Annotated in this window: 22 protein-coding genes, 1 tRNA gene and 1 pseudogene; 3 read left to right on the forward strand and 21 right to left on the reverse strand. The window is 65.7% G+C overall.

Annotated elements, in window-relative coordinates; translation table 11 throughout:
* Positions 1-56 precede the first annotated feature (56 nt).
* The 10 genes from QO033_RS15300 to trpA form a co-directional block, all read right to left on the reverse strand.
* Positions 57-428 carry a DUF2237 family protein gene (locus tag QO033_RS15300; protein WP_284481851.1) on the reverse strand — a complete coding sequence of 124 codons (372 nt, stop codon included), beginning with the start codon at positions 426-428 and terminating at the stop codon, positions 57-59.
* Positions 429-437: 9 nt separating this feature from the next.
* Complete coding sequence (locus QO033_RS15305; RefSeq protein WP_284481852.1) at positions 438-671, reverse strand: hypothetical protein; 234 nt, start codon at positions 669-671, stop codon at positions 438-440.
* 15 nt (positions 672-686) lie between these two features.
* On the reverse strand, positions 687-1,739 hold the full coding sequence (locus QO033_RS15310) for a DUF2332 domain-containing protein (protein WP_284481853.1): 1,053 nt from the start codon (positions 1,737-1,739) through the stop codon (positions 687-689).
* Positions 1,736-2,419: an aminoacyl-tRNA hydrolase gene (pth, locus tag QO033_RS15315; protein WP_284481854.1), complete on the reverse strand. Its 684-nt coding sequence runs from the start codon at positions 2,417-2,419 to the stop codon at positions 1,736-1,738. The genes QO033_RS15310 and pth overlap by 4 nt, the downstream gene beginning before the upstream one ends.
* 124 nt (positions 2,420-2,543) lie before the next feature.
* Positions 2,544-2,894 carry a hypothetical protein gene (locus QO033_RS15320; RefSeq protein WP_284481855.1) on the reverse strand — a complete coding sequence of 117 codons (351 nt, stop codon included), beginning with the start codon at positions 2,892-2,894 and terminating at the stop codon, positions 2,544-2,546.
* An 83-nt stretch (positions 2,895-2,977) separates the two neighbouring features.
* A complete protein-coding gene (locus tag QO033_RS15325; protein ID WP_284481856.1) occupies positions 2,978-3,175 on the reverse strand; it encodes a hypothetical protein in 198 nt (65 codons plus the stop codon).
* A 199-nt stretch (positions 3,176-3,374) separates the two neighbouring features.
* Positions 3,375-3,995: a 50S ribosomal protein L25/general stress protein Ctc gene (locus QO033_RS15330; RefSeq protein WP_284481857.1), complete on the reverse strand. Its 621-nt coding sequence runs from the start codon at positions 3,993-3,995 to the stop codon at positions 3,375-3,377.
* Between the two features lie 118 nt (positions 3,996-4,113).
* On the reverse strand, positions 4,114-4,734 hold the full coding sequence (locus tag QO033_RS15335; RefSeq protein WP_284481858.1) for a hypothetical protein: 621 nt from the start codon (positions 4,732-4,734) through the stop codon (positions 4,114-4,116).
* Between the two features lie 9 nt (positions 4,735-4,743).
* Positions 4,744-5,910 (reverse strand): alpha-hydroxy acid oxidase, encoded by a 1,167-nt coding sequence (locus tag QO033_RS15340; RefSeq protein ID WP_284481859.1) that lies wholly within the window; start codon positions 5,908-5,910, stop codon positions 4,744-4,746.
* Positions 5,911-6,088: 178 nt separating this feature from the next.
* On the reverse strand, positions 6,089-6,880 hold the full coding sequence (gene trpA, locus QO033_RS15345; protein WP_284481860.1) for a tryptophan synthase subunit alpha: 792 nt from the start codon (positions 6,878-6,880) through the stop codon (positions 6,089-6,091).
* Between the two features lie 168 nt (positions 6,881-7,048).
* Between trpA and ychF the strand changes: the two genes are divergently transcribed.
* Positions 7,049-8,146: a redox-regulated ATPase YchF gene (gene ychF, locus QO033_RS15350; protein WP_284481861.1), complete on the forward strand. Its 1,098-nt coding sequence runs from the start codon at positions 7,049-7,051 to the stop codon at positions 8,144-8,146.
* 77 nt (positions 8,147-8,223) lie between these two features.
* Here ychF and QO033_RS15355 read toward each other — a convergent pair whose 3' ends face one another.
* On the reverse strand, positions 8,224-10,107 hold the full coding sequence (locus QO033_RS15355) for an acyltransferase family protein (RefSeq protein WP_284481862.1): 1,884 nt from the start codon (positions 10,105-10,107) through the stop codon (positions 8,224-8,226).
* Between the two features lie 336 nt (positions 10,108-10,443).
* Between QO033_RS15355 and QO033_RS15360 the strand changes: the two genes are divergently transcribed.
* Both QO033_RS15360 and QO033_RS15365 read left to right on the forward strand, forming a co-directional pair.
* Positions 10,444-10,533: transfer RNA gene (locus QO033_RS15360), tRNA-Ser, on the forward strand.
* Positions 10,534-10,835: 302 nt separating this feature from the next.
* A pseudogene (locus QO033_RS15365) lies at positions 10,836-11,542 on the forward strand (IS6 family transposase).
* Between the two features lie 294 nt (positions 11,543-11,836).
* On the opposite strand, the gene QO033_RS15370 reads toward QO033_RS15365, so the two are convergent.
* From QO033_RS15370 to QO033_RS15415, 10 genes are all read right to left on the reverse strand, one after another.
* Positions 11,837-12,688: an ABC transporter permease gene (locus QO033_RS15370; protein ID WP_284481863.1), complete on the reverse strand. Its 852-nt coding sequence runs from the start codon at positions 12,686-12,688 to the stop codon at positions 11,837-11,839.
* Between the two features lie 4 nt (positions 12,689-12,692).
* Positions 12,693-13,553 (reverse strand): ABC transporter permease, encoded by an 861-nt coding sequence (locus QO033_RS15375; RefSeq protein ID WP_284481864.1) that lies wholly within the window; start codon positions 13,551-13,553, stop codon positions 12,693-12,695.
* Positions 13,553-14,638 carry an ABC transporter ATP-binding protein gene (locus QO033_RS15380; RefSeq protein WP_284481865.1) on the reverse strand — a complete coding sequence of 362 codons (1,086 nt, stop codon included), beginning with the start codon at positions 14,636-14,638 and terminating at the stop codon, positions 13,553-13,555. Before QO033_RS15380 ends, QO033_RS15375 begins: the two co-directional genes overlap by 1 nt.
* Before the next feature lie 59 nt (positions 14,639-14,697).
* On the reverse strand, positions 14,698-15,759 hold the full coding sequence (locus QO033_RS15385) for an extracellular solute-binding protein (protein ID WP_284481866.1): 1,062 nt from the start codon (positions 15,757-15,759) through the stop codon (positions 14,698-14,700).
* A gap of 309 nt (positions 15,760-16,068) precedes the next feature.
* Complete coding sequence (locus QO033_RS15390; protein WP_284481867.1) at positions 16,069-16,707, reverse strand: aspartate/glutamate racemase family protein; 639 nt, start codon at positions 16,705-16,707, stop codon at positions 16,069-16,071.
* 2 nt (positions 16,708-16,709) lie between these two features.
* Entirely contained in the window at positions 16,710-17,213 is a 504-nt protein-coding gene (locus tag QO033_RS15395; protein WP_284481868.1) for a nucleoside deaminase, read from the reverse strand.
* Positions 17,206-18,180, reverse strand: a complete 975-nt coding sequence (locus QO033_RS15400) for an ABC transporter ATP-binding protein (RefSeq protein ID WP_284481869.1) — start codon at positions 18,178-18,180, stop codon at positions 17,206-17,208. Before QO033_RS15400 ends, QO033_RS15395 begins: the two co-directional genes overlap by 8 nt.
* On the reverse strand, positions 18,177-19,160 hold the full coding sequence (locus QO033_RS15405; RefSeq protein ID WP_284481870.1) for an ABC transporter ATP-binding protein: 984 nt from the start codon (positions 19,158-19,160) through the stop codon (positions 18,177-18,179). Before QO033_RS15405 ends, QO033_RS15400 begins: the two co-directional genes overlap by 4 nt.
* Complete coding sequence (locus QO033_RS15410) at positions 19,157-20,593, reverse strand: chlorohydrolase family protein (RefSeq protein ID WP_284481871.1); 1,437 nt, start codon at positions 20,591-20,593, stop codon at positions 19,157-19,159. The genes QO033_RS15405 and QO033_RS15410 overlap by 4 nt, the downstream gene beginning before the upstream one ends.
* A complete protein-coding gene (locus tag QO033_RS15415; RefSeq protein ID WP_284481872.1) occupies positions 20,593-21,774 on the reverse strand; it encodes an amidohydrolase family protein in 1,182 nt (393 codons plus the stop codon). The genes QO033_RS15410 and QO033_RS15415 overlap by 1 nt, the downstream gene beginning before the upstream one ends.
* Between the last annotated feature and the right edge of the window lie 3 nt (positions 21,775-21,777).

Genomic DNA, 21,777 nt, shown 5'->3' on the forward strand with positions numbered 1-21,777 from the left:
GATCGGCGCCATAAGAGAGGAAAACCCCGGCAGGGTCAATCGCCGCAGGGATGTGCTCAGGGCGCGGCGTAGGCCTGCAGAACCTCCAGCGGCACCAGCTCCAGCGCCCGTCGATGGGTGGCCTCCAGATGCACCCTTGGGGCGCAGCCTTCGTCATGGGCCTGCAGGAACCGCGCGGCGCAGAGACACCAGCGGTCACCGGCGCTGAGCCCGGCAAAGCCGAATTCGGGCCGGGGCGTCGACAGGTCGTTGCCGACGTATTTCGAATAGGCGAGGAATTCGTCCGTCATCACCGCGCAGACCGTGTGGCTGCCGGTGTCGGCGGCGCAGGTGTTACAATGGGCATCGCGAAAGAACCCGGTCAGCGGGTCGGTGGAACAGGGGGCGAGCGGGCCGCCCAGCACATTGAGGCTCGGATCCGGGATCATGATCGCACTCTACAGGTTTTTCGCAGGTTTGGAGAGGGGCTCCGTGCGCGTCTGCCCGGATGTCGGCGCATCGCTGCCGGAGGGGGCATTCGTCACGGTGGGGGCGGGGATCGGGGCGGAGCGCAGCAGCAGCTGCCGTGACCAGAGATCGCTCAGCTCCTCGCGATGCCAGAGACCGACCACGACGACGGCCAAGATCAGGGCCAGAAGAACGCGGGCGAGCCGCAGGAGCACAGGGCGCATGACAGGCCTTTCGGGTCAGGCAGGGGGCAGAGCGGCGGCGGTCCAGGCGACCCAGCGGCCATGGAAATCGGCCCGCCCCAGTGGCAGCGTCAGATCGCCGGGCCAGAGCCGCAGCGTCACCGCCGCCCCCTTGCCGCCGTCATGTTCCATGCTGAGCCAGGCCAGCGGGCTGGTATCGGTCGCGCGGGCGCCGGCGGCCTCGATCAGGGCGCGGCCACGAGCCTGGACCTCGGCCGGGAAATACTGCCAGGCGATGGTGTGATAGATCAGGTGGAGCCGGCCGGGCGTGGGGCTCTCCAGCCGGGGCGCCAGCCAGTCGATGGCATCGCCGCGATCGACCAGAGCGCCGTCTGCGGGCTGCGCGGCCATGGCGGCGCGGGTCAGCGCCAGCCGGTGCGGCTGATCGGCCCAGAGATAGGCGGACAGCCGCAGCGCATCCTCGGGCCGGCGCGGCGCCAGCGGGTTGAGATCGACGCCGCGTCGTGTCGCCAGGTCGAGCGCGGCGGGCACGGGAAAGGGGCCGTCCCAGTCCGGGGTGAGGGTCAGGGCCGGGGCATCGGGGCCGAGGCGTCCGGCACGGGTCTCCAGTGCGAAACGGTCGAACATCAGGTTCAGCCCGCCGCTGGCGCCCAGCTCCGAGACGGTGAAGGGCAGGGGGTGGCGGGCGGCGATCTGATGCGCAGCGGCGATCAGCACCGCGGCCCGGCGCACCTCGTTGGTCTGGGGCGCGGTCTGCATCCAGTCGGCGAAGAACTCCGCGTGGCGCTCCAGTGCCGCCAGCACGGTGGCGATCAGATCGGCCTCGGTCGGGGTTTGCGGCGGGTAGACGGCGGCCAGTTCGGGGTCAGCGCCCTGCAGGACCAGCGCATGCAGCCCGCCGGCGATCCTGAGCGGCAGGGAGGCGCCGCCGGCGCCCAGATCGACATCTTCCCAGCCCTCGCAGAGCCGCCCCAGCGGCGTCTCGGCCGGCCAGTGATCGGCCAGGGCGGTCAGCAACCGGGCCATGAAGGGGGAGCCGAGCGCGGCGCAGCTCTTGGCCTGTTGGCGCAGAACCGGAGGCAGTCTCATTTGAACTTCTCCGCAAGCCTTTGCAGCGGGCTGCGGGTGTCTTCGGGCTCGGTCTTCGGGGCGGGGGGCGTGGCCTGGGTCGCCGGCGCCGGCCGGCTGGTCGAGGATCGCGGCGGAGCCACCCGCAGCGCCACGGCATTGAGGAATTTCGGGCCGTCGCCGCGGGCCAGGTCGCCGGCCCCGTCCGAGATGCCGCGCATCAGGTTGTCCAGCCACTCCTCTTCCGCCTTGGCGAAATCATGCAGCACATAGCCGGAGACCGCCTCCTTGCGGCCGGGGTGACCGATGCCGAGCCGGACCCGGCGATAGGCTTCGCCGATATGGGCGTGGATCGACCGCAACCCGTTGTGCCCGGCATGGCCGCCGCCCTGCTTCAGCCGGATCTTGCCCGGGGCGAGGTCGAGCTCGTCATGAAAGACGGTGACATCGGCGGGGGTGAGCTTGTAGAAGCGCATCGCTTCGCCCACCGACTGGCCGGAGAGGTTCATGAAGGTCTCCGGTTTCAGCAGCAGCACCTTGTCGCCGCCCAGCCGGCCTTCGGTGATCTGGCCCTGAAATTTCGCCTTCCAGGGCGAGAACCCGTGATCCTCGGCGATGCGGTCGACGGCCATGAAGCCGATGTTGTGGCGGGTGCGGGCGTATTTGGCCCCCGGGTTGCCGAGGCCGACAAAGAGCTGCATGGCGGTGCCTTCGCATGATGGGCGTTGGCGCCTTTCTGCATGGAATCCGGTGCGAAATCCAGTGCGGGGCAAGGGGGCGCAGGGCTAAGGGCACCGCAGCGCCCTTCGCAAGGGTCGGGGCGGGTCAGGCGATCAGCAGATCGTCAAGGATCACCGCGATATCGTCGAGTCCGACGAACACCAGCCGGTTGCCATCGCCGAAATCCAGCGCCGCGTGGCCGCCGATGCCGGTGCCGAAGAGCTCGACCACCTGTGCCGCGCTCAGGTCGTCCGCCAACCCCAGCGCGCCGGTCTTCAGCAGCACGCTGTCTTTATTATCGTCCTTAAAATCGAGGATGCGGTCGACGCCGGATTTGCCGAAGACGAAGGTATCGCCGCCGTTGAAAACCGTTCTCATCAGCGCGAAATTATCGGCATTCGCCTCGGTGGCGGACACGTCGTGGAAATTCCGCGCGGCGAGGTCGGGGCCAGTCACACGGGAGCCGTAGTTCAGGTCGCCTTCGAGAATCTCGGTGATGATGCCGTCATGCGGTGTCAGCAGGGTGACCCCGTTGAAGGTCAGCGGCCGAAATAGAGATCGGGCGCTTCGTCCACGGGGGTGACATCGGGCAGGAAGGGAAAGCCGTAGGTGACCGCGAAGCCTGTCGGCATGGTGCCCTCGACATCGAAGAAGCCATTGAAATGAAGGGAAAGAAAGCCCATCGCACCATGCGCCTGATCCGTGGGTATCGTTCCGGTGAAAATGGCTTTGACCATCTGCAAAATCCCCGAACCGACACAGCTACAAAATGAGAGCAGACGCTCGTAACGGGCAGCAGGCTGTCAACACCCGCCCGCGCCATGGGAGGGAGATTGCCGGTTGCGCGGGACAACGGAGGGGGCGGCCCGCCGGGGGCAGAAACGAAAAACGGGGCCCCGGAGGACCCCGTTTCCAAAACCGTCAGGTGAGGCGGGATTATTCTTCCGCTTCGCCGTCCGCCTCTTCCTCGTTCTCGGCCGAACGCAGGCCGGAGGGGGCGGAGATGGTTGCGATCACGAAGTCGCGGTCGATGGTCGGCTTGACGCCGGCCGGCAGCTCGACGCCCGAGATGGTGATCGAATCGTGGATTTCCTTGCCGGCCAGATCGACGACGATCTTTTCCGGGATGTCGCCGGCGGTGACCATCAGTTCCACGTCGGCGCGGACCACGGTCAGAACGCCGCCCTTCTTGATGCCGGGCGCGGTTTCCTCGTTGATGAACTCAACCGGGATGTGCAGGTTGATTTTCGAGGTGCGGCGCAGGCGCATCAGGTCGAGGTGGGTGGGGAGATCCTTGACCACATCGCGTTGCACGTCGCGGCAGATGACGCGCACGTCTTCGTGGCCTTCGACCTTCAGGTTCCACAGGGTGGACTTGAACCGGCCTGCTTTCAGTTTCTTCAGCAGGACGTTGAAGGGGATTTGGATCGGCAGCGGATCAGCGTCGCCACCAAACACAATGCCCGGAACCATGCCGTCGCGGCGTGCCTGACGAGCGGCGCCCTTGCCCGTCCCCGTCCGTTCCAGAGCTTCGAGATCAGGAATCTCACCAGCCATGATATATTCTCCAATGTAAGGGCGGGGCTCCTCCAAGGCTGTAGCCCCGCGTGAAGCCGCGCCTATAGACGAGATCGGCGCAGAAGGAAAGGGGCTTTGGCCGCTCCGGCGCGCGGTCTCAGTGGATTTCGGTCTGCAGATGGCCGCCCGCCGCCATCAGCCGGTCGTAAAGCGCGAATTCCTCGGCCCGGGCGCGGCGCAACTCTGTCCGGACCTCGGGATCGAGCGGCGCCTCCGCCTTGGGCGAGACATTGCGGCGCTTCAGCTCGATCGTCTTGCCGAAGCGCCCGCCGAGAAAGCCGAGGAGCTGTGGCTGATCCTCATAGGCGAAGAGGTGATGCACCAGCAGATCGCCTTCGGCCGAGGTGAGAAAGCGGAACTGGCTGCCGATCACCGCATGGCGCGGCGGCGTTTCGCGGATCACGTCGCGGACGAAATCGTTGAAGCTGAGCAGGCCGATGGCGGTGTCCTCGCTGCGCAGCTTCTCGCGCCGGCGATACCGATACCAGCTGCGGATCTGCTCCTCCGGTTCCCGCATAACGGCGAGCCGTTCGGGCCGGATGCTCAGGCATTTGTCCAGGAAGGGGGCCACCTGCTTGTGAAACCGCTGAGCAGTGATGTGCTTGCGCTGCTTGGCGAAGATGACATCGGCCCGCGGCTTCAGCGCCAGTTCCAACGCGGTGGTCCCGGTCTTGGGCACCGCGAGGAAGGCCAGGTTTTCCTGGGAAAAGACCAGCATGCGACGGGCTCAGCTCTGCCAGCGGCCGCGGAAATCCTCCGGCACCAGCAGGTTGTGCCGCCCCAGATCGGCCACCGCGCGTTCCCCGCAGAGCGCCATGGTGGTGTCGAGTTCCTTGCGCAGGATCTCCAGCGCCGTGGTCACCCCGACCTGACCCATGGCGCCGAGCCCATAGACGAAGGCACGGCCGATCATGGTGCCATTGGCGCCGAGCGCGACGGCCTTGAGGATGTCCTGACCGGAGCGGATGCCACTGTCGAGGAACACCTCGGTCTGGCCGCCCACCGCATCGAGGATCGCGGGCAGCATGCGAATCGAACTGAGCGCACCGTCCAGCTGGCGGCCGCCGTGGTTCGAGACCACGATGGCATCGGCGCCGATCTTGGCCGCCATCCGGGCGTCCTCAGGGTCGAGAATACCCTTGAGGATCACCTTGCCGCCCCATTGCTCCATCAGTTTTTCGATCTTCGACCAGTCCAGCGTCGGGTCGAACTGCTCGGCGGTCCAGGTGTTCAGGGCCCGGGTATCGGTGACGCCTTTGACGTGGCCGACGATATTGCCGAAGTTGCGCCGCTTGGCGCCCAGCATCTCGATCCCCCAGCGCCATTTGGTCATCAGGTTGGCGATGGTCTTCGGCGTCAGCCGCGGCGGGGCGGAGAGCCCGTTCTTCAGGTCCTTGTGGCGCTGGCCCAGGATCTGCAGATCGAGGGTGATCACCAGGGCGGAGCATTTGGCGTCCTTGGCCCGCTGGATCAGCCGGCGGACGTAATCCTCGTCCTTCATGGTATAGAGCTGGAACCAGAACGGCGCCTGGGTGTATTCGGCGACGTCTTCGATCGAGTTGATCGACATCGTCGAAAGCGTGAAGGGGACGCCGAAATCCAGCGCCGCCTTGGCTGCCTTCATCTCGCCATTGGCCGATTGCATCCCGGTCAGCCCGACCGGGGCCAGCGCCACCGGCATGGTCACGTCCTGGCCGATCATCCGCCCGGCGGTGGTGCGGCCCGACATGTCGACGGCGACCCGCTGGCGCAACCGGATGTCCTGGAAATCGGTGGTGTTGTCGCGAAAGGTCTGTTCGGTCCAGCTGCCGCTTTCGGCGTAATCGTAGAACATCCGCGGGACGCGGCGTTCGTAGATACGTTTGAGATCCTGGATATTAGTGATCACGGCCATGGCGCCCTCCTTTCGCGAAACTTCCCGCCCGGATTGGGTAACAACCAAGGCGGGTTTAGACAATCGTGCAAATCGCGGCTGGCGGGGACAGGCGCGTCCGCAGCGGACCGCACCGGGCGGAGGCCGCGGTCTGGCGCCTGGCAAGGTCCGGGGGGCTCAGGCCCGGTTCCGGCCCTGCTCAGGCGCGGTGGGCGCCGTCCGACAGGGCCTTGACGTAATCGAGCACCTCGGCCACTGGCTTGCCGGCGGCGATCTGGCTGACGATGGCCGATCCCACCACGGCGCCGTCCGCGACGGCGGCGATGGCCTGGGCGGTGTCCGGCGTCTTGATGCCGAAGCCGACGATCACCGGCAGGTCGGTCTGGCCCTTGATGCGGGCGACCTCGGGGGCGACATCGCCGGCCTGCGCCTCGGCGGCGCCAGTGATGCCGGTGATCGAGACGTAGTAGACGAAGCCGGAGGTGTTCTGCAGCACCTTCGGCAGCCGCTTGTCATCGGTTGTGGGGGTGGCGAGACGGATGAAGTTCAGCCCCGCCGCCTGCGCCGGCAGGCAGAGCTCGGCATCTTCCTCGGGCGGCAGGTCGACGACGATCAGACCGTCGATGCCGGCCGCCTTCGCCGCGTCGAGAAAGGCGGGAACGCCCATCGAATAGATCGGGTTGTAGTAGCCCATCAGCACGATCGGGGTGGTGTCGTCTTCCTTGCGGAACTCGGTGGCGATCTGCAGCGTCTTCTTCAGCGTCATGCCGGCGTCCAGCGCCCGCTGGCCGGCGGCCTGGATGGTCGGGCCATCGGCCATCGGATCGGTGAAGGGCAACCCCAGCTCGATCACGTCGACCCCGGCGCCGGGCAGGCCTTTGACCACGGCGAGCGAGCGGTCGTAATCCGGGTCGCCCGCCATCACATAGGCGACGAATGCCTTTTTCCCTGCGGCTTTCAGCTCGGCGAATTTGGCGTCGATACGTGTCATGAGGGGTCCCCCGTGTCTCTTTCGGTTCGGTTTGTCGAATTGGCAGGGGGAAATCAATGGCAAAGGCGCCGCATCCGGCCGCGGTGGGGCGCTCTGCGACGGAGTCCCGTTGCAGACTGCGCCTTCAGCGCATAGAAGGCGCCGAAACCGATGATGCGGAGGGCCGAGATGGGCTTCAAGATGGGGATCGTGGGGCTGCCCAACGTAGGCAAGTCCACGCTGTTCAACGCGCTGACCAAAACCGCCGCGGCGCAGGCGGCGAATTTCCCGTTCTGTACGATCGAGCCCAACGTGGGCGAGGTCGCGGTGCCCGACGCCCGGCTGGACAAACTGGCCGAGATCGCCGGCTCCAAGCAGATCATCCCGACCCGGATGACCTTCGTGGATATCGCCGGGCTGGTCAAAGGCGCCTCGCAGGGGGAAGGGCTGGGCAACCAGTTCCTGGCCAATATCCGCGAGGTCGACGCCATCGCCCATGTGCTGCGCTGTTTCGAGGACGGGGATATCACCCATGTCGAGGGCCGGGTCGATCCGGTCGCCGATGCCGAGACCATCGAGACCGAACTGATGCTGGCCGATCTGGAGAGCATCGAGAAGCGCCGCGCCAACCTGGTGCGCAAGCTGAAGGGCAACGACAAGGAAGCCCAGCAGCAGGACCGCCTGCTGGCCGCCGCCCAGGCCGCCATCGAGGACGGTAAACCCGCCCGCGTGGTCGAGGTGGACGCCGAGGACCTGAAGGCCTGGAAAATGCTGCAGCTGCTGACCACCAAGCCGGTGCTCTATGTCTGCAACGTCGCCGAGGAAGACGCGGCAGAGGGCAACGCCTTCTCCGAAGCCGTCGCCAAGATGGCCGCCGAACAGGGCAATTCCCATGTGGTGATCTCCGCCCGGATCGAGGAGGAGATCAGCCAGCTCGACCCCGAAGAGGCCGAGATGTTCCTCTCCGAAATGGGGCTGGAGGAAGCCGGCCTGGACCGGCTGATCCGCGCCGGCTACGAGCTTCTGCATCTGGAGACCTACTTCACCGTCGGCCCGAAAGAGGCCCGCGCCTGGACCATCCGGCAGGGCACTGCGGCACCGCAGGCCGCCGGCGTCATCCATGGCGATTTCGAAAAGGGGTTCATCCGTGCCGAAACCATCGCCTTTGACGATTACATCGCCTGCAAGGGCGAAACCGGCGCCAAGGAAGCCGGCAAGATGCGGGCAGAGGGCAAGGGCTACATCGTCAAGGATGGCGATGTGATGCACTTCCTGTTTAACACCTGATCAGGGCCTGAGTTCTGAGTTTCGAAGGCCCGTGACCGTTTGGTCCGGGCCTTTGTGCTGTCCGCCAGCCGCGCCGCTCAGTTGAGCAGATCGCGCAGGGCCAGATCTGCACCGGGCCGGGTCAGATGGGCACCGTCGCTGTAGAGCAATGCGCCATCGCGCAGGATGAAGCAGCGCTCCGCATCGCAGAGGTTTGTGCTGGGTCGGATGAACCGCAGATTTGGCCGTCCCTCCGCCCAGCGGGCCAGCATGGCGTTGATCTCTGCGTCTTCCCGCCGCGCTCTGGGATAGGAGGTGGGGCAGTCGGCGCCGGCGAGGAAGAGGCAGCGGGCATAGCCCCGCTCCAGTCCCGGGCCGGCGGGACGGGCTGCGGGGGTGCCGCCGATCAGCACGATCTCGCTCTGCGGCGCAAGTTGACGCAGGTCGCGTTCCACTCGCTGCATCACCTTGGACAGGACCGCCGGATCGCGGAGCGATCCGATCCGCTGGCCAGTGCCCCGCTCGGCGATGTCATGGTCCCAGAAATAGGACAGGTAGATGCGCGTGGTGCGATGCTGGCGCAGGTAGTCCGCCAGCCGGTCGGCCGTAGCCAAGCAGCTTTCTGGATCCAGCGGCCGCTGCATGCGGGGCAGGTTGTGGACCGTGGCAAATGCAAAGCAATTGGGACCCGCGAAAAGTGCCCCGTCGCCTAGCCGATCCTTGAAGGTTGCGAAGAAATGCTTGGCGTGGCTGTCGCCGATCAGAACGAAGGGGACATGGTCGGCTTCGGGGGTGACGATCCAGGGCACTCCGTCGCCGGCGAAGGCCAAATCCTGACCGCTCAACTGTGGGGTGCGCGCGGGAAGCCCCTCGGCGCGATAGACGGCGAAGCCGATCACCGCGCTGGCGGCGATGCCGAGGCCGGACATCCCGAAGATGGCGGCCCGGCCGAAGCGGGCTTCTGGGCCGGCGCGGCGGAACGGCTGTTCGACATACCGCCAGGTGACAAAGGCCAGAAGCAGGGTCAGCAGGGTCAGCGCCGCCATCAGGACCGCTGACGGTTCCCCCAGCGTCCGGTATTTCGCAAAGGCGAAGAGCGGCTGGTGCCAAAGATAGGCGCTGTAGGAGAACTTGCCGATCCAGACAAGGGGCGGCAGCGACAGGATTGTGCCGACAAGGGTATTCCGGGTGGCGAAGAGGATCACCAGCAGGGTGCCCACGGTCGGTATCAGCGTCTGCAGCGATGGCCAACGGGTCGCCTCGCTGACGAGAGCTTGCGCCCCGAGGATCATAGCCAGCCCCAGAAACGCGCCGACCTGATTGCGCCAGAGACGCTCTCGGGGCGGCTGAGATCCCAGGATCAGCGCCGCGAAAGCCCCCAGCGCCAGTTCCCAGGCCCGGCTGGGCAACAGGTAGAAGGCCGCGGTAGGGGCGGTTTTCGACAAGACCTCAGCCAGACCCAGGCTGGCGAGAAAGACGATCGCGAAGGCGAGGCCCAGGAATGCGCGCCCGAAACGCCAGAGCAGAAGGAGGAAGACGGGCACGATAATGTAATATTGCTCTTCGACCGCCAGGCTCCAGGTGTGGAGGAGGGGTTTCAGCTCCGCCGCGCTGTCGAAATAGCCTTTCTCGGTCCAGAACAGGATGTTCGAAGCGAAGAGCGACACTGCGACGAGGCTGGCCCCGAATTTTCGCAATTCGAACGGGGCGAGCCAGGCGAGGGCGAGGGGCAGACAGGCCAGAACCACGAAAAACAGCGCCGGCAGGATGCGCCGGGCCCGGCGTTCGTAGAACCGGAGGATGCTGAAGTGCCCCGCGGACAGGTCGGACAACAGGATCGAGGTGATCAGATATCCGCTGATGACGAAAAACACATCGACCCCGGCAAAGCCGCCGGAAAACCCGGAAAACCCTGCGTGAAACAGGATGACGGGGATGACGGCGATGGACCGGAGCCCGTCGATTTCTTTCCTGTAGATCATGCCTGAGCCCCTGTTGCGGCGTGGGCATGGTTTTGGCTTTGGGGAGTCGATTCAATTGCGATTTCCCAAAATGGCCGTTTTCGGGGAAACAAGATTTAATTTATCTCGGGGGAAGTGCCTGATTTTCGGAAGAAAGCCGCCTATGCGCCGCCTCGGATCGAACCGGCCCAGGGGCGGGAGCCCTTCCGGTCAGGCCGCGGGACGGCAGTGGGCAAGGCCGTTCGGCCGCCAGAGCCTTGCAGGTCTTCGGCGCGGTGCCCGGTGGATTGAGGATTTCCGGGACAACCGGGAAATTTGGCCTTGTCTCCCCCCTGCGTGCCTCATATACGGGTCGGCGGAGACGTGGCCGAGTGGTCGAAGGCGCTCCCCTGCTAAGGGAGTAGGCCCGGAAGGGTCTCGTGGGTTCGAATCCCATCGTCTCCGCCATCCACCTAACTATCTGATATTATTCAGAAAACCACCCTGACTTCCTGCGTAATTTCAGGGGTCTTTGAGCGGTGGGCTCATGCAGAGACGTCTGTGCCGATGGGAACTTCCCCTGGTTGTCCTGCGGGTCTCTGTCGGGAGTGATTTGGGGCTCGGTTTTCCCTTGTAGCGTGACACGAAATTTTGGGGGGCTATATACTTAGCTAGCCGATGACTGTGCGCCGCGTCCAAACAGAAGCGGCGCTGGTATTGTCAGAAGGAATCCGGTTGAGGCGGGGAGGGCGGCTCCATAACGTCCCGCCATGTCCAGACCTGATCCGTTCAAGTATTTCCATAGCAGCCCGGAAGTGATCCGGCTGGCGGTCATGCTCTACGTGCGCTTCCCCCTGTCGCTCAGGAATGTCGAAGACCTGCTGCATGAGCGCGGGGTCGATATCAGCCATGAAACCGTGCGGTTCTGGTGGCAACGGTTCGGGCCGATTTTCGCGGCCGAGATCCGCAAGAAACGCGCCGAACGATTGAACGCCTGGCCGCATGGCGTTGGCACCTCGATGAGATGTTCGTGAAGATCAACGGTGAGCAACATTACCTGTGGCGGCCCGCCGATCATGAGGGCGAGGTTCTCGAAAGCTATGTGACGAAGGCGCGAAACAAGAAGGCGGCATTGAAATTCCTGAAGAAATCGATGAAGCGCCACGGTCGACCTCATGTCCTGGTCACCGACAATCTACGGTCCTACGGGGCGGCGATGAAAGACATCGGCAATGCCGACAAGCAGGAAACCGGCCGCTGGCTGAACAATCGGGCAGAGAATTCGCACCTGCCATTCCAAGGACGGGAGCGCGCGATGCAGCGTTTCCGGCGGATGCGAAGTTTGCGGATGTTCGCCGCCGTTCATGCCTCAGTCTTCAGCCATTTCAATTCGCAGCGCAGCCTGACCTCCAGAGCATATTGCAAGCTGAACCGCGCCGCCGCTCTTGCCGAGTGGCGCGGTCTCTGTGCGGGATAAGGGGCAGTGATCCTGGCCTTGTGGAGACTGGTTCTCATCGGTCTGACACCACCATTGGGGGGCTGATCCCGCAACGATCGGAAAACCGCCTCTTCCGTCGAGGAACGGATGGTGCCGCCTGTCTTGCTCTTCGTTGTCTCGCGACCGGCGGGGGAGTGGCGGCGAAGCGGCCGGCGGATGCTGGGTCCGCCCCGTCCCGATCCTGGCGGTTGTCGCTCCCCATCCGGTGCCGAAGGCAACTTCCCTCAGCACTGGACAGGGTTTCACGGGCAGGCCGGGGCCTGCCCGACGTCCTCAGGGGCGGCGCTGGAACAGGATCACCAGCAGGGCCAGCAGCGACGATCCCAGCATCAGCAGGAGCGACACGGCATTCAGCAAGGGGGTCGAGCCTTCCTTCAGCCGGTCGAACATGGCGATGGTCAGCGGCGCGTCGGAGCCGACGAGCATCAGCGTGGTGTTGAAGTTCTCGAAGCTCATGAGGAAGGCCACGACCACCGCGCCGATCATGGCGGGGGCGAGGAACGGCAGCGTGATCGTGCGCACCGCCGTCAGCCGATCCGCCCCGAGGTTCAGCGCGGCCTCTTCCAGCGTCCGGTCGAACTTCTGCAGGCGGGCCGAGATCACCAATGTGGCGATCGTCGTGATGAAGCTGAATTGCCCCAGGATCACCAGCAGCAGGCCGGGGCGCAGGGCCTGGATATCCATTTGCGCCAGGTCCCAGATGCCATTGGCCAGCGTCGACGAGAAGACGAGGATCGAGATGCCCAGCACGATGCCGGGGATCACCAGCGGCAGCAGCATCAGCACATAGAGCAGCCCCTTGCCGCGGAACTCGTAGCGGTTGAACAGAAAGGCGTTCGTGGTGCCGACACCAACCGACAGCACTGCCACACAAGCCGCGACGAAGGCGGAGGTGCCCACGGCGCGCAGGATGCCCCGTTCGTGAAAGATGCCGATCTGGGGGCGCTCGTCGCCGAAGAACCAGTTCCAGGTGAACCCCTCCCACGGCAGCGAGGGGAACTGGCTGTCATTGAAGGCAAAGACCGCCACCACGGTCAGCGGCAGGACCAGGTAGAGGAAGAACAGCGCCACGTAGCTGCCATAGACCAGGCGGAAGGCGCGGGATTGCGGGATTGTCGGGATCATTGGTTCACCCCATCGTTTCCTTGAGGGTCCGGCCGGTCAGCCGCAGCACCCCCCAGACGATCACCGAGGACAAAATCAGCAGCATGAAGCCGAAGGCGGCCCCCAGTTCCCAGTTCGAGCGCACGATGAACTGGTTGTAGATCATCTCGGTGAACCAGAGGCTGTCCTTGCCGCCCAGCATCGTCGGCGTCAGGTAGTTGCCCAGGGACAGCATGAAGACCACGATGCACCCCGATACGATGCCGGGCATGGCGTGGGGAATGATGATCTCGCGCAGCACCGACAGGCCGCTGCCGCCGAGGTCGTAGCCCGCTTCGATCACACTGTCGTCGAGGCTTTCGAGCGTGGTCACCAGCGGCACCACCATGAACAGCATCGACGTGTAGACGAGGCCGACCATCATCGTGGCATCTGTATAAAGCAGCTCGACCGGCCGATCGGCAAGACCCACCCATTGCAGCAGGTTCGACACCAGGCCGGTTTCGCGCAGCAGGATCATCCAGCCAAAGGTCCGCACCAGTTCGGACACGTAGAAGGGGATCAGGCACAGCATGAAGAGCACCTGCTGCAACCGCCCCTTTGCCATCTTGGCGATGTAATAGGCCACCGGGAAGGCGATCAGCAGGGTGATCGCGGTCGCCAGCACCGACATCACCGCCGTGCGCCAGAAGGTGCGCAGGTAGAGCGGCTCGGTCAGGGCCTTTTCGTAATGGGTGAGGCTGGGCTCGTAGACGCCGAAGCTGATGCGCTCGCGCAGCGAGATCAGCAACATGTCGATATGCGGAATGATGATGAGCAGGCCGAGCCACAGCACCAGCGGCGTGAGCAGCAGAAAGAAGGCGATGCGGGACTGGTGGCGTCGCATCACGCCGCCCCGAAGCAGGTGGCCTGACCGGCGCCCCAGCCGATATGCACCGTGTCGCCGCGTTTCAGCGACGCGAATTCCCCCGATTGGGGCAGGTTGACCTCCAGCGTCTCGCCGGCGTCGTCCCGCACCAGCACGCGGGAGGCCGCGCCGTTGAACAGGAGACTGGTGACAGTGCCTTTCAGCCGGTTGTCGAAACTCGACAGCGCCTCGGCATGATCGGCCAGGCGGATCGATTCCGGGCGGACGAAGATCTCGGCCATATCGCCCTCGGACAGGGTCGCGCCGGTGGCGCGCATGGCCAGACCGGTATCGGTACGCAGTTGCACCGTGTCGCCCTCGGCCCGTTCGATGCGGCCTTTCCAGCGATTCGACTCACCGATGAACCCGGCGACAAAGGGCGTGTCGGGGCGGTAGTACAGATCCTGGCCGGTGCCGACCTGCTCGAACCGTCCGGCGTTCATCACCGCGATCTGGTCGGACATCACCAGAGCCTCGGACTGGTCATGGGTGATGTAGACGAAGGTGGTGTCAAACGCGGCCTGGAGGGCTTTCAGTTCCACCTTCATGTGCTCGCGCAGCTTCAGGTCGAGGGCGCCCAGCGGTTCGTCCAGCAACAGCACGTCCGGCTCCAGTACCATGCAGCGGGCAATGGCCACGCGCTGCTTCTGCCCGCCGGACAATTCGTCCACCTTGCGACCGCCGATCCCGGGCAGGCCGATGCGGTCGAGCGCCTCGTCCACCTTGCGGCCGATCTCGCCCTTGGCCATGCCGCGGCGGCGCAGCCCGTATCCGATGTTTTCGGCAATGGTCATCATCGGGAACAGCGCCAGGTGCTGGAACACCATGTTCACCGGCCGCTTGTTCGGCGGTGTGTCCAGCACGCTTCCCCCCTTGATCCGGATGTCGCCAGAGGTCGGGTCGAGAAAACCTGCGATCATGCGCATGATCGTGGTCTTGCCGCAGCCCGAAGGTCCGAGAATGGAAAAGAAGCTGCCCGGCGGGACCGAAAAGGAGACGTTGTCGACAGCCGTCGTGTCGCCGAACCGCTTCACGAGGTCGAGGCATTCCAGATCAGGGGTCATGTGAATTCCGTAAAAGGGGGCGGCACCCCGCAAGGGGTACCGCCCGAATGGTCAGTCGGTCAGTTGGCGGCCTGGACGCGGTCCAGCACTTCGCCCTCGATGGCTTCCAGCCCTGCGGGAACCGGCGGATACCACTTGATGTTGTCGATGGCTTCCTGCGGGAAGCTGGCCTGATACTGGGCCTTCAGGCCTGCCTCGGCGAATTCGTCCGCCCCGGCGGAGGCGGTGAAGTTGCCCGCCGCGGCCGTGATCTTGGCGGCGATCTCCGGCTGCATCACGAAGTTGATCCACTGATAGGCGACGTCATCGGCCTGGCCCTTGGCGGGCAGGACGAAGGTATCGATCCAGCCGAGCGCCCCGGACGCGGGCGCGACAAAGGTAATGTCGGGGTTGTCGTTGTTCAGCTTCCAGCCGCCGGTGTCCCAGGCCATGGATGCGGTGACTTCGCCCGAACGCACCAGGTTCATCAGCTCATCGCCGCCGCTCCAGTAGGTTTTGACGTTGGGCTTGCACTCGATCAGCTTGGCCTCGACCTTGTCCATGATCGCCTTGTATTTGGCCTCGTCGTCATAGGCCGCGAAGGGATCTTCGCCCATCGCGAAGGCAAAGCCGATCAGCGTCGGACGCTTCAGCCGGTAGGACACCTTGCCGGCGACGGCCGGGTCGCAGAGGTCGGTGTAATCCTTGACGACGTCGCCCGCTTCCGCGGTGTTGATCACCAGGCCGGAGGTGCCCCAGACATGCGGCACGCCGTAGACATCGCCGTTCACGGTGGTGTTCGCCATCGTCGCCTTCAGCATCGACGGGATGAACAGATCCTGGTTCAGCTTCGAAACGTCCATCGGCTTGTAGATGCCGAATTCCATCTGCGGGCCCATCACGCGGTCCTGCGACGGCTGCGCGAGGTCGAAGCCGCCGCCGCCGGTGGCGCGCAGCTTGGCGATCATTTCCTCGTTGTTGGATTTCGTCACTTCGACGGTGTGGCCGGTCTGTTCCTCGAACATCGCCACCACGTCATCGGGTGCGTAGCCGCCCCAGGTCAGCAGGCGCAGCGTGTCGGCCTGCGCGAAGGAAGCGAGACCCGCCAGGACGGTGCTGGCCAGTAGTATGGTTCGGGTCATGGGGTGTCCTCTCGGTTGTGTTTTGCAATTTCTGGCAGAATGCGCGCGCCGGACCAAATGGTCAAATTATGGTTCAACGCGAAACGCGTCTTTATTGCTCAATATTACGAAACCGCCGTGACAGAGGGGAAAATCGCGGGCCGTCCCGCCCCGGCCTGCGTAGAAAGCGCGCAAGGCACGATGATCACGCGGCGCGATCGCTCTGCGCCGGGCGTCTCGCCGATGATCGCGACGCGGGGATGATCCTCTGTCAGCTGCGGCGCAGGGACCGGATCGGGCCGGGGCGATATCCCGCCTCCGGCGGCGTGGCTATGCCAGGGCGCAGGCCAGATGGGCAGAACACTGCACGCCGTCGAGCAGGGTCGCACCGGACTGGCGGGCAAGCGGGGCCTTCAGGCGGGACATGCCGGCGCATCCCAGGACGATCACCTCCGCCCCGTTGTCGCGGGATCGGAGGATGGTCCTGACCAGCTGCGCCTCCACCGCCGCACCACCGGCTTCCACCTCAAGGACCGGCAGGCCGGAGGCGAGAACCCCGGCGCAGGCCGCCCGGTGACCGTAGGCCGTCACATTCGTCTCGATTACGGGGACGGAGACATCGAGGGTCGTGACGATGCCGAACCGGCCCCGATGCAGCGCGGCGACCGCCATGGCGGCCTGACCGATGCCGATCACCGGGCAATGCGCCTCGGCCCGCAGCTGTTCCAGGCCGGTGTCGTCGAAACAGGCGATGACGATGGCATCGACGCCGGCGGCCCGCGCCTCGGGCAGTCGAGACAGCAGGCCGGAAACCGCCCTTGCGCCGTCCTGCGGTCCCTGGATCGCCGGTGGGCCGTCGTGGTTCGTCCATCCCAGAACCTCGACGCCGGGCACCGCCTGCCGCGCCGCGGTGACGATGCCGTCGGTCATGCTCCCGGTGGAATTGGGGTTGAGATAGAGCAACCGCACGATCAGACCCGTGATCGCGCCAGTGCGGCCCAGTCCGTCAGGATCGCGATGGCCTCCGCGTCCATATGCTGTGCGGCCGGCATCGCCCGGTCGCCGACGACATGGCCGCATTCCTGCGTCAGCCGGTCGACGTCGATGGGGAAGCGGGCGGCTTCCGGGAGCGTGCCAAGCGCCGATCCGGCCTGATCCATGTCGGCGGCGTAATAGAGCGCCGCAATCCCGGCGATGTTCATGGCGGCGACGCAAAGCGCGCAGGGCTCGCAGCTGGAATAGAGCACACAGCCGCGCAGATCGACGGTGCCGAGCCTGCGGCAGGCGTCGCGGATCGCCTCGGTCTCTCCATGCGAGGTCGGATCGTGGGTCAGGAGCGACCGGTTGATCCCTTCCCCTACGATCCTGCCGTCCTTCACGACCACGGCGCCGAAGGGTTCTGTGCCCGGTGTCTCAAGTGCATGCGCCGAAATCGCGATGGCGCGGCGCATGAAGGTCTCATCATAGTCAGGCATTAGCGGTTCCTCCGGCTTCGGCGGCAAAACAGGCCACGCGGCGATCATGCACTTCGGCCCGGCGCTGCGGGCGCTCCATCCTGCAGCGGTCGAAGGCCAGGGGACAGCGGGGGTGAAAACTGCATCCCGATGGCGGCGAGACGGGGGAGGGCACTTCCCCGCCCATCGGACTGCGATCCCGCTTGGGGGCTTCCAGATCGGGGATCGTTTCCAGCAGCAGCCGGGTATAGGGGTGCAGCGGATTGGCGAAGAGATCGGCGGTCGGCTGGATCTCGACGATCCGGCCCAGGTACATCACGGCGATGACATCGGCCATATGCCGCACCACGCTCAGGTCGTGGCTGATGAAGAGATAGGTCAGCCCCATCTCTTTCTGAAGCGCCTTCATCAGGTTCAGCACCTGCGCCTGAACGGACACGTCCAGCGCAGAGGTCGGTTCATCGCAGACCAGGAATTCCGGCTCTCCGGCTAGGGCCCGCGCGATGGAGATCCGCTGCCGCTGCCCGCCGGAGAATTCATGCGGGAATTTCAGACCGTCGGCAGCGGAGAGCCCGACGGTGCGCAACAGGTCGTCGACCCGGGTCGCCACCTGATCGGCCGGGGTGTCGGGCCGCAGGGTGCGCAGCGGCTCGGCGATGATCCGCCCCACCCGCCAGCGCGGGTTCAGGCTGGCATAGGGATCCTGAAAGATCATCTGCAGACGATCGCGGTCGCCGTGAAAGCTGATCTTCCCGTCCGAGGGGGGATGCAGCCCGGTCACCAGCTTGGCGATGGTGCTCTTGCCGCAACCGGATTCCCCGACCAGGGCCAGGGTCTGGCCGCGCTGGATCACGAAATCCACGCCGTCGACGGCGCGCAGGGTGCGGCGCGGTTTCCGTTCGATCAGGCGGTTCAGCCAGGGGGCGGAGACATCGAAACGGCGCTCGAGCCCATCGACCTCCAGGATGGCGTTGGGGCGGATGTTCATGCGGTTTCTCCTTCCAGGGTGCGCCAGCAGGCGGCGGTGCCGGCGCCTGCGTCTGCCGCCGCGATCCGGGGCACCTCTCGCCGGCATTTCGGTCCGGCATGGGCACAGCGCGGGTTGAAGGCGCAGCCCGGCGGAATGGCGTCGAGGCGGGGCATCGATCCCGGGATCATCTGCAGCTCCTCCACGTCATGGCGCAGCGACGGGATCGAGCCCATCAGGCCTTCGGTGTAGGGGTGTTTCGGGCGCCGCACGACGTTGTCCACCGTGCCGACCTCGGCCAGCCGGCCGGCATACATCACCGCGACCCGGTCGGCGGTCTCCGCGATGACGCCCATGTCGTGGGTGACCAGCATCACCGCGGTGCCGCGTTCGCGGCAGAGCCGTTTCAGCAGCGCCGTGATCTGCGCCTGGATGGACACGTCGAGCGCCGTGGTCGGCTCATCCGCCACGATAAGTTCAGGCTCGGCGCAAAGGGCCAGCGCGATCACGATGCGCTGACGCATGCCGCCGGAGAACTGATGCGGATAATTGTCGATGCGCTCGTCCACGGCGGGGATGCCGACCTCATGCATCAGCGTCTTGGCGCGTTCGCGCGCCTGCGACGGATCGAGGTCGGTATGCAGCCTGATGGTTTCGACAAGCTGATCGCCGACACGGAAGAGCGGGTTGAGCGAGGTCAGCGGGTCCTGAAAAATCGCCCCGATGCGTCGCCCGCGGATATGTTGCATGGCGCGGTCGTCCAGATCGTCGATCCGGTCGCCCGACAGGCGGATCGTGCCGGCCGCGATCCGGCCCGGCGGCTCCAGCAGCCCGAGAATCGCCATGCCGGTCATCGACTTGCCGGCGCCGGATTCGCCGACCATCCCGAGGATCTCGCCGCGCCGGATCTGCAGCGAGATATCGTCGACGGCGGTCAGGACGCCTTTTCGGGTGGGGAATTCGACCCGCAGGTTGCGCACGTCCAGAACGATGTCGCTCATGGTTCTGCCCTCTCGTAGCTGGGGGTGAAGATCTCTGCGACCGGCGGATGTCCAACCGTCCGGTCCGGGTATCTGGCGATCAGCCCGTCGAACTGGGCTTGCGCCCGGGTGGCGTCGGCGGTTTCGTCGACACCGGGGATCGTTCCGTCCGTCATCACCCGCCGGCCGTCGATCCAGACATCCCGCACGTCGCGGCCGGAGGCAGAGGTCATCAGGGTCTGAACCGGGTCGGGCGTCTGCAGGGTGCGGCGCAGGTCGATCACCGCGATATCCGCCTTCGCGCCCGGGGCGAGCCGGCCCAGGTCGGGGCGGTTCAGCGCCCGCGCGCCGCCGAGCGTGGCGGCGTCGAACATGTCCTCCGAGCGGATCGAGGTCATCCCCTCGGCCAGCCGGGCGGTCATCATCCCAAGTTGCATGTTGAGGATCATGTCCGCCGGAAAGGTATCGGTGCCGAGCCCGATATTGATCCCCATGTCGCGGCACCGGGGAAAGCTGTTCAGAAGGCCGCCGTGCCGGGCGGAGACCAGCGGGCAATGCACCAGCGTCGCCGCCGATGCCGCGATCCGGGCGAATTCCGCTGGCGTTGCCTGGGTCCCGTGCGGAAGCAGCCAGTTGCGCCGCAGCACGCCGATGCGGTCCAGCCACTCGATCGGTGCGCAGACATGCTGTTCACGCACCAGCCGCAGTTCGACCGGAGACTGGCTGCAATGCTGCCGGACCGGCGCGCCCATCTCGTCGGCGATCGCGGCGGTGCGCCGCAACAGGGTCTCCGTGCAGGTCTCGATCCGGTCGGGGGCGAACATCGCGCGGATCAGGCCGCCTGCCGAACCGTCGATCCGGGCGGCAAAGGCCGCGGCGTCGTTCAGCCCGCCCAGCCCACGGGGTTCGTCATAAATCGCGCGGATGGTGCCGGCCGCATCTGTGACCTGTCCGCCGGTCCGGTAGGCCGGCCCGAGATAGACCCGCAGGCCAAGCTCTCTGGCGGCGTCGGCGGCGGCGTCGAATTCGGCGACGGTCTCGCCCCACTCACGGTAGAACAGGGAGGCGATCGGCAGGGCGGTGGTGATCCCGTTGCGGATCAGATGGGCGAAGGCATGGCGTTTCTGAAACGCCAGTTCCTCTTGCGAATACATTTCGTAGGGGCCGCGCGCGACATAGCTCTCGGGCCAGACCCGGCCCTTTTTCCAGGCCGGCCCGTTGTCATAGCCGAGGATCGTCGTGTCCAGATCGGACAGCGCGTCGAGGTCGACGAAGCCAGGGGAAATTACCGCCTGGCCGTAGTCGATCCGCTCGGTCACGGCGCCGTCGAAGGCGTGGCCGACATGCACGACCGAGGTGCCCTCGATCACCACCACGCCGTTCTCGTAAACCACATGGCGGTTGTCGCGATGGCCGATCACCCAGCGGGCCGTCAGAAGGGTGCGCGAGGTCATCAGGGGGCCTCGATCACGCAGGCTCCGTCGCGGGCGATCACCTCGCCGCGCTTCAGGACCAGTTTGCGTGGGGCGCGGGTGACGACGGCCTCGGCCAGGGTCTCGCCCTCGACCAGGAGGCAATCGGCGTTGCAGCCGGTGTCCAGCCCATAGCCCTCGGCCTGCATGATCGCGGCGCCGCCGTAGGTGCATATGTCCAGGGCGAGCTCCACTTCGTCGTCGCGGCGCAGGTTGTTGCGCATGCCGATGAACATGGCGCGTTCCAGCATGTCGGAATTGCCGTAGGGGCCCCAGGTGTCGCGGATGCCATCGCATCCCGCGCCGGTCAGGATGCCGGCGGCCTTCAGCTCCTTGACCGCCGGGACCGGGGCCGAGGCGGGGGCGGTGGTCAGGATGTGAATGCGGTTCTCCGCCAGCTTCTCATGCAGCCCGGCCACATAGGCCCGGTCGACGGCGCCCAGGCAGAAGGCGTGGCTGATCGAGACCTTGCCCTGCATCCCCAGGGCGGCGGTGCGGTCGATGATCTCCTCCATCGAGAACCAGCCGAGCGCGTCGCGCTCATGCAGGTGAATGTCGACCGGCTTGCCGTGTTTCTCCGCCAGTGCGAAGACCGCGTCGAGATGTCCCTTGGGATCGTGCTCCATGCCGCAAGGGTCGATCCCGCCGACCAGATCTGCCCCGAGCGAGAGCGCCTCGTCCATCAGTTCGACCGTGCCGGGCCGGGTCATCATGCCGGACTGGGGGAAGGCGACGATCTCGATGTCGATCATGCCGGCCAGTTTCTCGCGGGTGGCCATGACGCCTTCGATGCCGGCCAGTCCGTGATGGGTGTCGACATCGACATGGGAGCGGATGTGGGTGCAGCCGTGCGACATGGCGAGGATGGCGTGGCGTTCGCTCTGCACGCGCGGGTCGAGCCCGAGCGAAACCTTCACCTCCCGCTCGTTGGTGATCTTGTCGATCAGCCGCGGGCCGACCTCGTTGCGATACCAGGGCAGGCCCAGCAGCGATTTGTCCAGATGGGTATGGGCCTCGACCAGCCCGGGGATCAGGATCCGGCCGCCGCAATCGATCACCTCGGCGCCTGCCGGCGCAGTGGGGGCGAACTTGCCGTCAACGATATGCAGATCGGTTGCCGGGCCGGCCATCGGGCGGACGTTCTTGAGGGTCTTGGCAGTCATCAG

Source organism: Pseudodonghicola flavimaris (assembly GCF_030164425.1).
In the GTDB taxonomy this organism is placed as follows: Bacteria; Pseudomonadota; Alphaproteobacteria; order Rhodobacterales; family Rhodobacteraceae; genus Pseudodonghicola; species Pseudodonghicola flavimaris.

Bases quoted from the DNA above. Each gene is read 5' to 3' on its own strand.
- QO033_RS15300 (WP_284481851.1), bottom strand. From the start codon at position 428: ATGATCCCGGATCCGAGCCTCAATGTGCTGGGCGGCCCGCTCGCCCCC.
- QO033_RS15305 (WP_284481852.1), bottom strand. From the start codon at position 671: ATGCGCCCTGTGCTCCTGCGGCTCGCCCGCGTTCTTCTGGCCCTGATC.
- QO033_RS15310 (WP_284481853.1), bottom strand. From the start codon at position 1,739: ATGAGACTGCCTCCGGTTCTGCGCCAACAGGCCAAGAGCTGCGCCGCG.
- pth (WP_284481854.1), bottom strand. From the start codon at position 2,419: ATGCAGCTCTTTGTCGGCCTCGGCAACCCGGGGGCCAAATACGCCCGC.
- QO033_RS15325 (WP_284481856.1), bottom strand. From the start codon at position 3,175: ATGGTCAAAGCCATTTTCACCGGAACGATACCCACGGATCAGGCGCAT.
- QO033_RS15330 (WP_284481857.1), bottom strand. From the start codon at position 3,995: ATGGCTGGTGAGATTCCTGATCTCGAAGCTCTGGAACGGACGGGGACG.
- QO033_RS15335 (WP_284481858.1), bottom strand. From the start codon at position 4,734: ATGCTGGTCTTTTCCCAGGAAAACCTGGCCTTCCTCGCGGTGCCCAAG.
- QO033_RS15340 (WP_284481859.1), bottom strand. From the start codon at position 5,910: ATGGCCGTGATCACTAATATCCAGGATCTCAAACGTATCTACGAACGC.
- trpA (WP_284481860.1), bottom strand. From the start codon at position 6,880: ATGACACGTATCGACGCCAAATTCGCCGAGCTGAAAGCCGCAGGGAAA.
- ychF (WP_284481861.1), top strand. From the start codon at position 7,049: ATGGGCTTCAAGATGGGGATCGTGGGGCTGCCCAACGTAGGCAAGTCC.
- QO033_RS15355 (WP_284481862.1), bottom strand. From the start codon at position 10,107: ATGATCTACAGGAAAGAAATCGACGGGCTCCGGTCCATCGCCGTCATC.
- QO033_RS15370 (WP_284481863.1), bottom strand. From the start codon at position 12,688: ATGATCCCGACAATCCCGCAATCCCGCGCCTTCCGCCTGGTCTATGGC.
- QO033_RS15375 (WP_284481864.1), bottom strand. From the start codon at position 13,553: ATGCGACGCCACCAGTCCCGCATCGCCTTCTTTCTGCTGCTCACGCCG.
- QO033_RS15380 (WP_284481865.1), bottom strand. From the start codon at position 14,638: ATGACCCCTGATCTGGAATGCCTCGACCTCGTGAAGCGGTTCGGCGAC.
- QO033_RS15385 (WP_284481866.1), bottom strand. From the start codon at position 15,759: ATGACCCGAACCATACTACTGGCCAGCACCGTCCTGGCGGGTCTCGCT.
- QO033_RS15395 (WP_284481868.1), bottom strand. From the start codon at position 17,213: ATGCCTGACTATGATGAGACCTTCATGCGCCGCGCCATCGCGATTTCG.
- QO033_RS15400 (WP_284481869.1), bottom strand. From the start codon at position 18,180: ATGAACATCCGCCCCAACGCCATCCTGGAGGTCGATGGGCTCGAGCGC.
- QO033_RS15405 (WP_284481870.1), bottom strand. From the start codon at position 19,160: ATGAGCGACATCGTTCTGGACGTGCGCAACCTGCGGGTCGAATTCCCC.
- QO033_RS15410 (WP_284481871.1), bottom strand. From the start codon at position 20,593: ATGACCTCGCGCACCCTTCTGACGGCCCGCTGGGTGATCGGCCATCGC.
- QO033_RS15415 (WP_284481872.1), bottom strand. From the start codon at position 21,774: ATGACTGCCAAGACCCTCAAGAACGTCCGCCCGATGGCCGGCCCGGCA.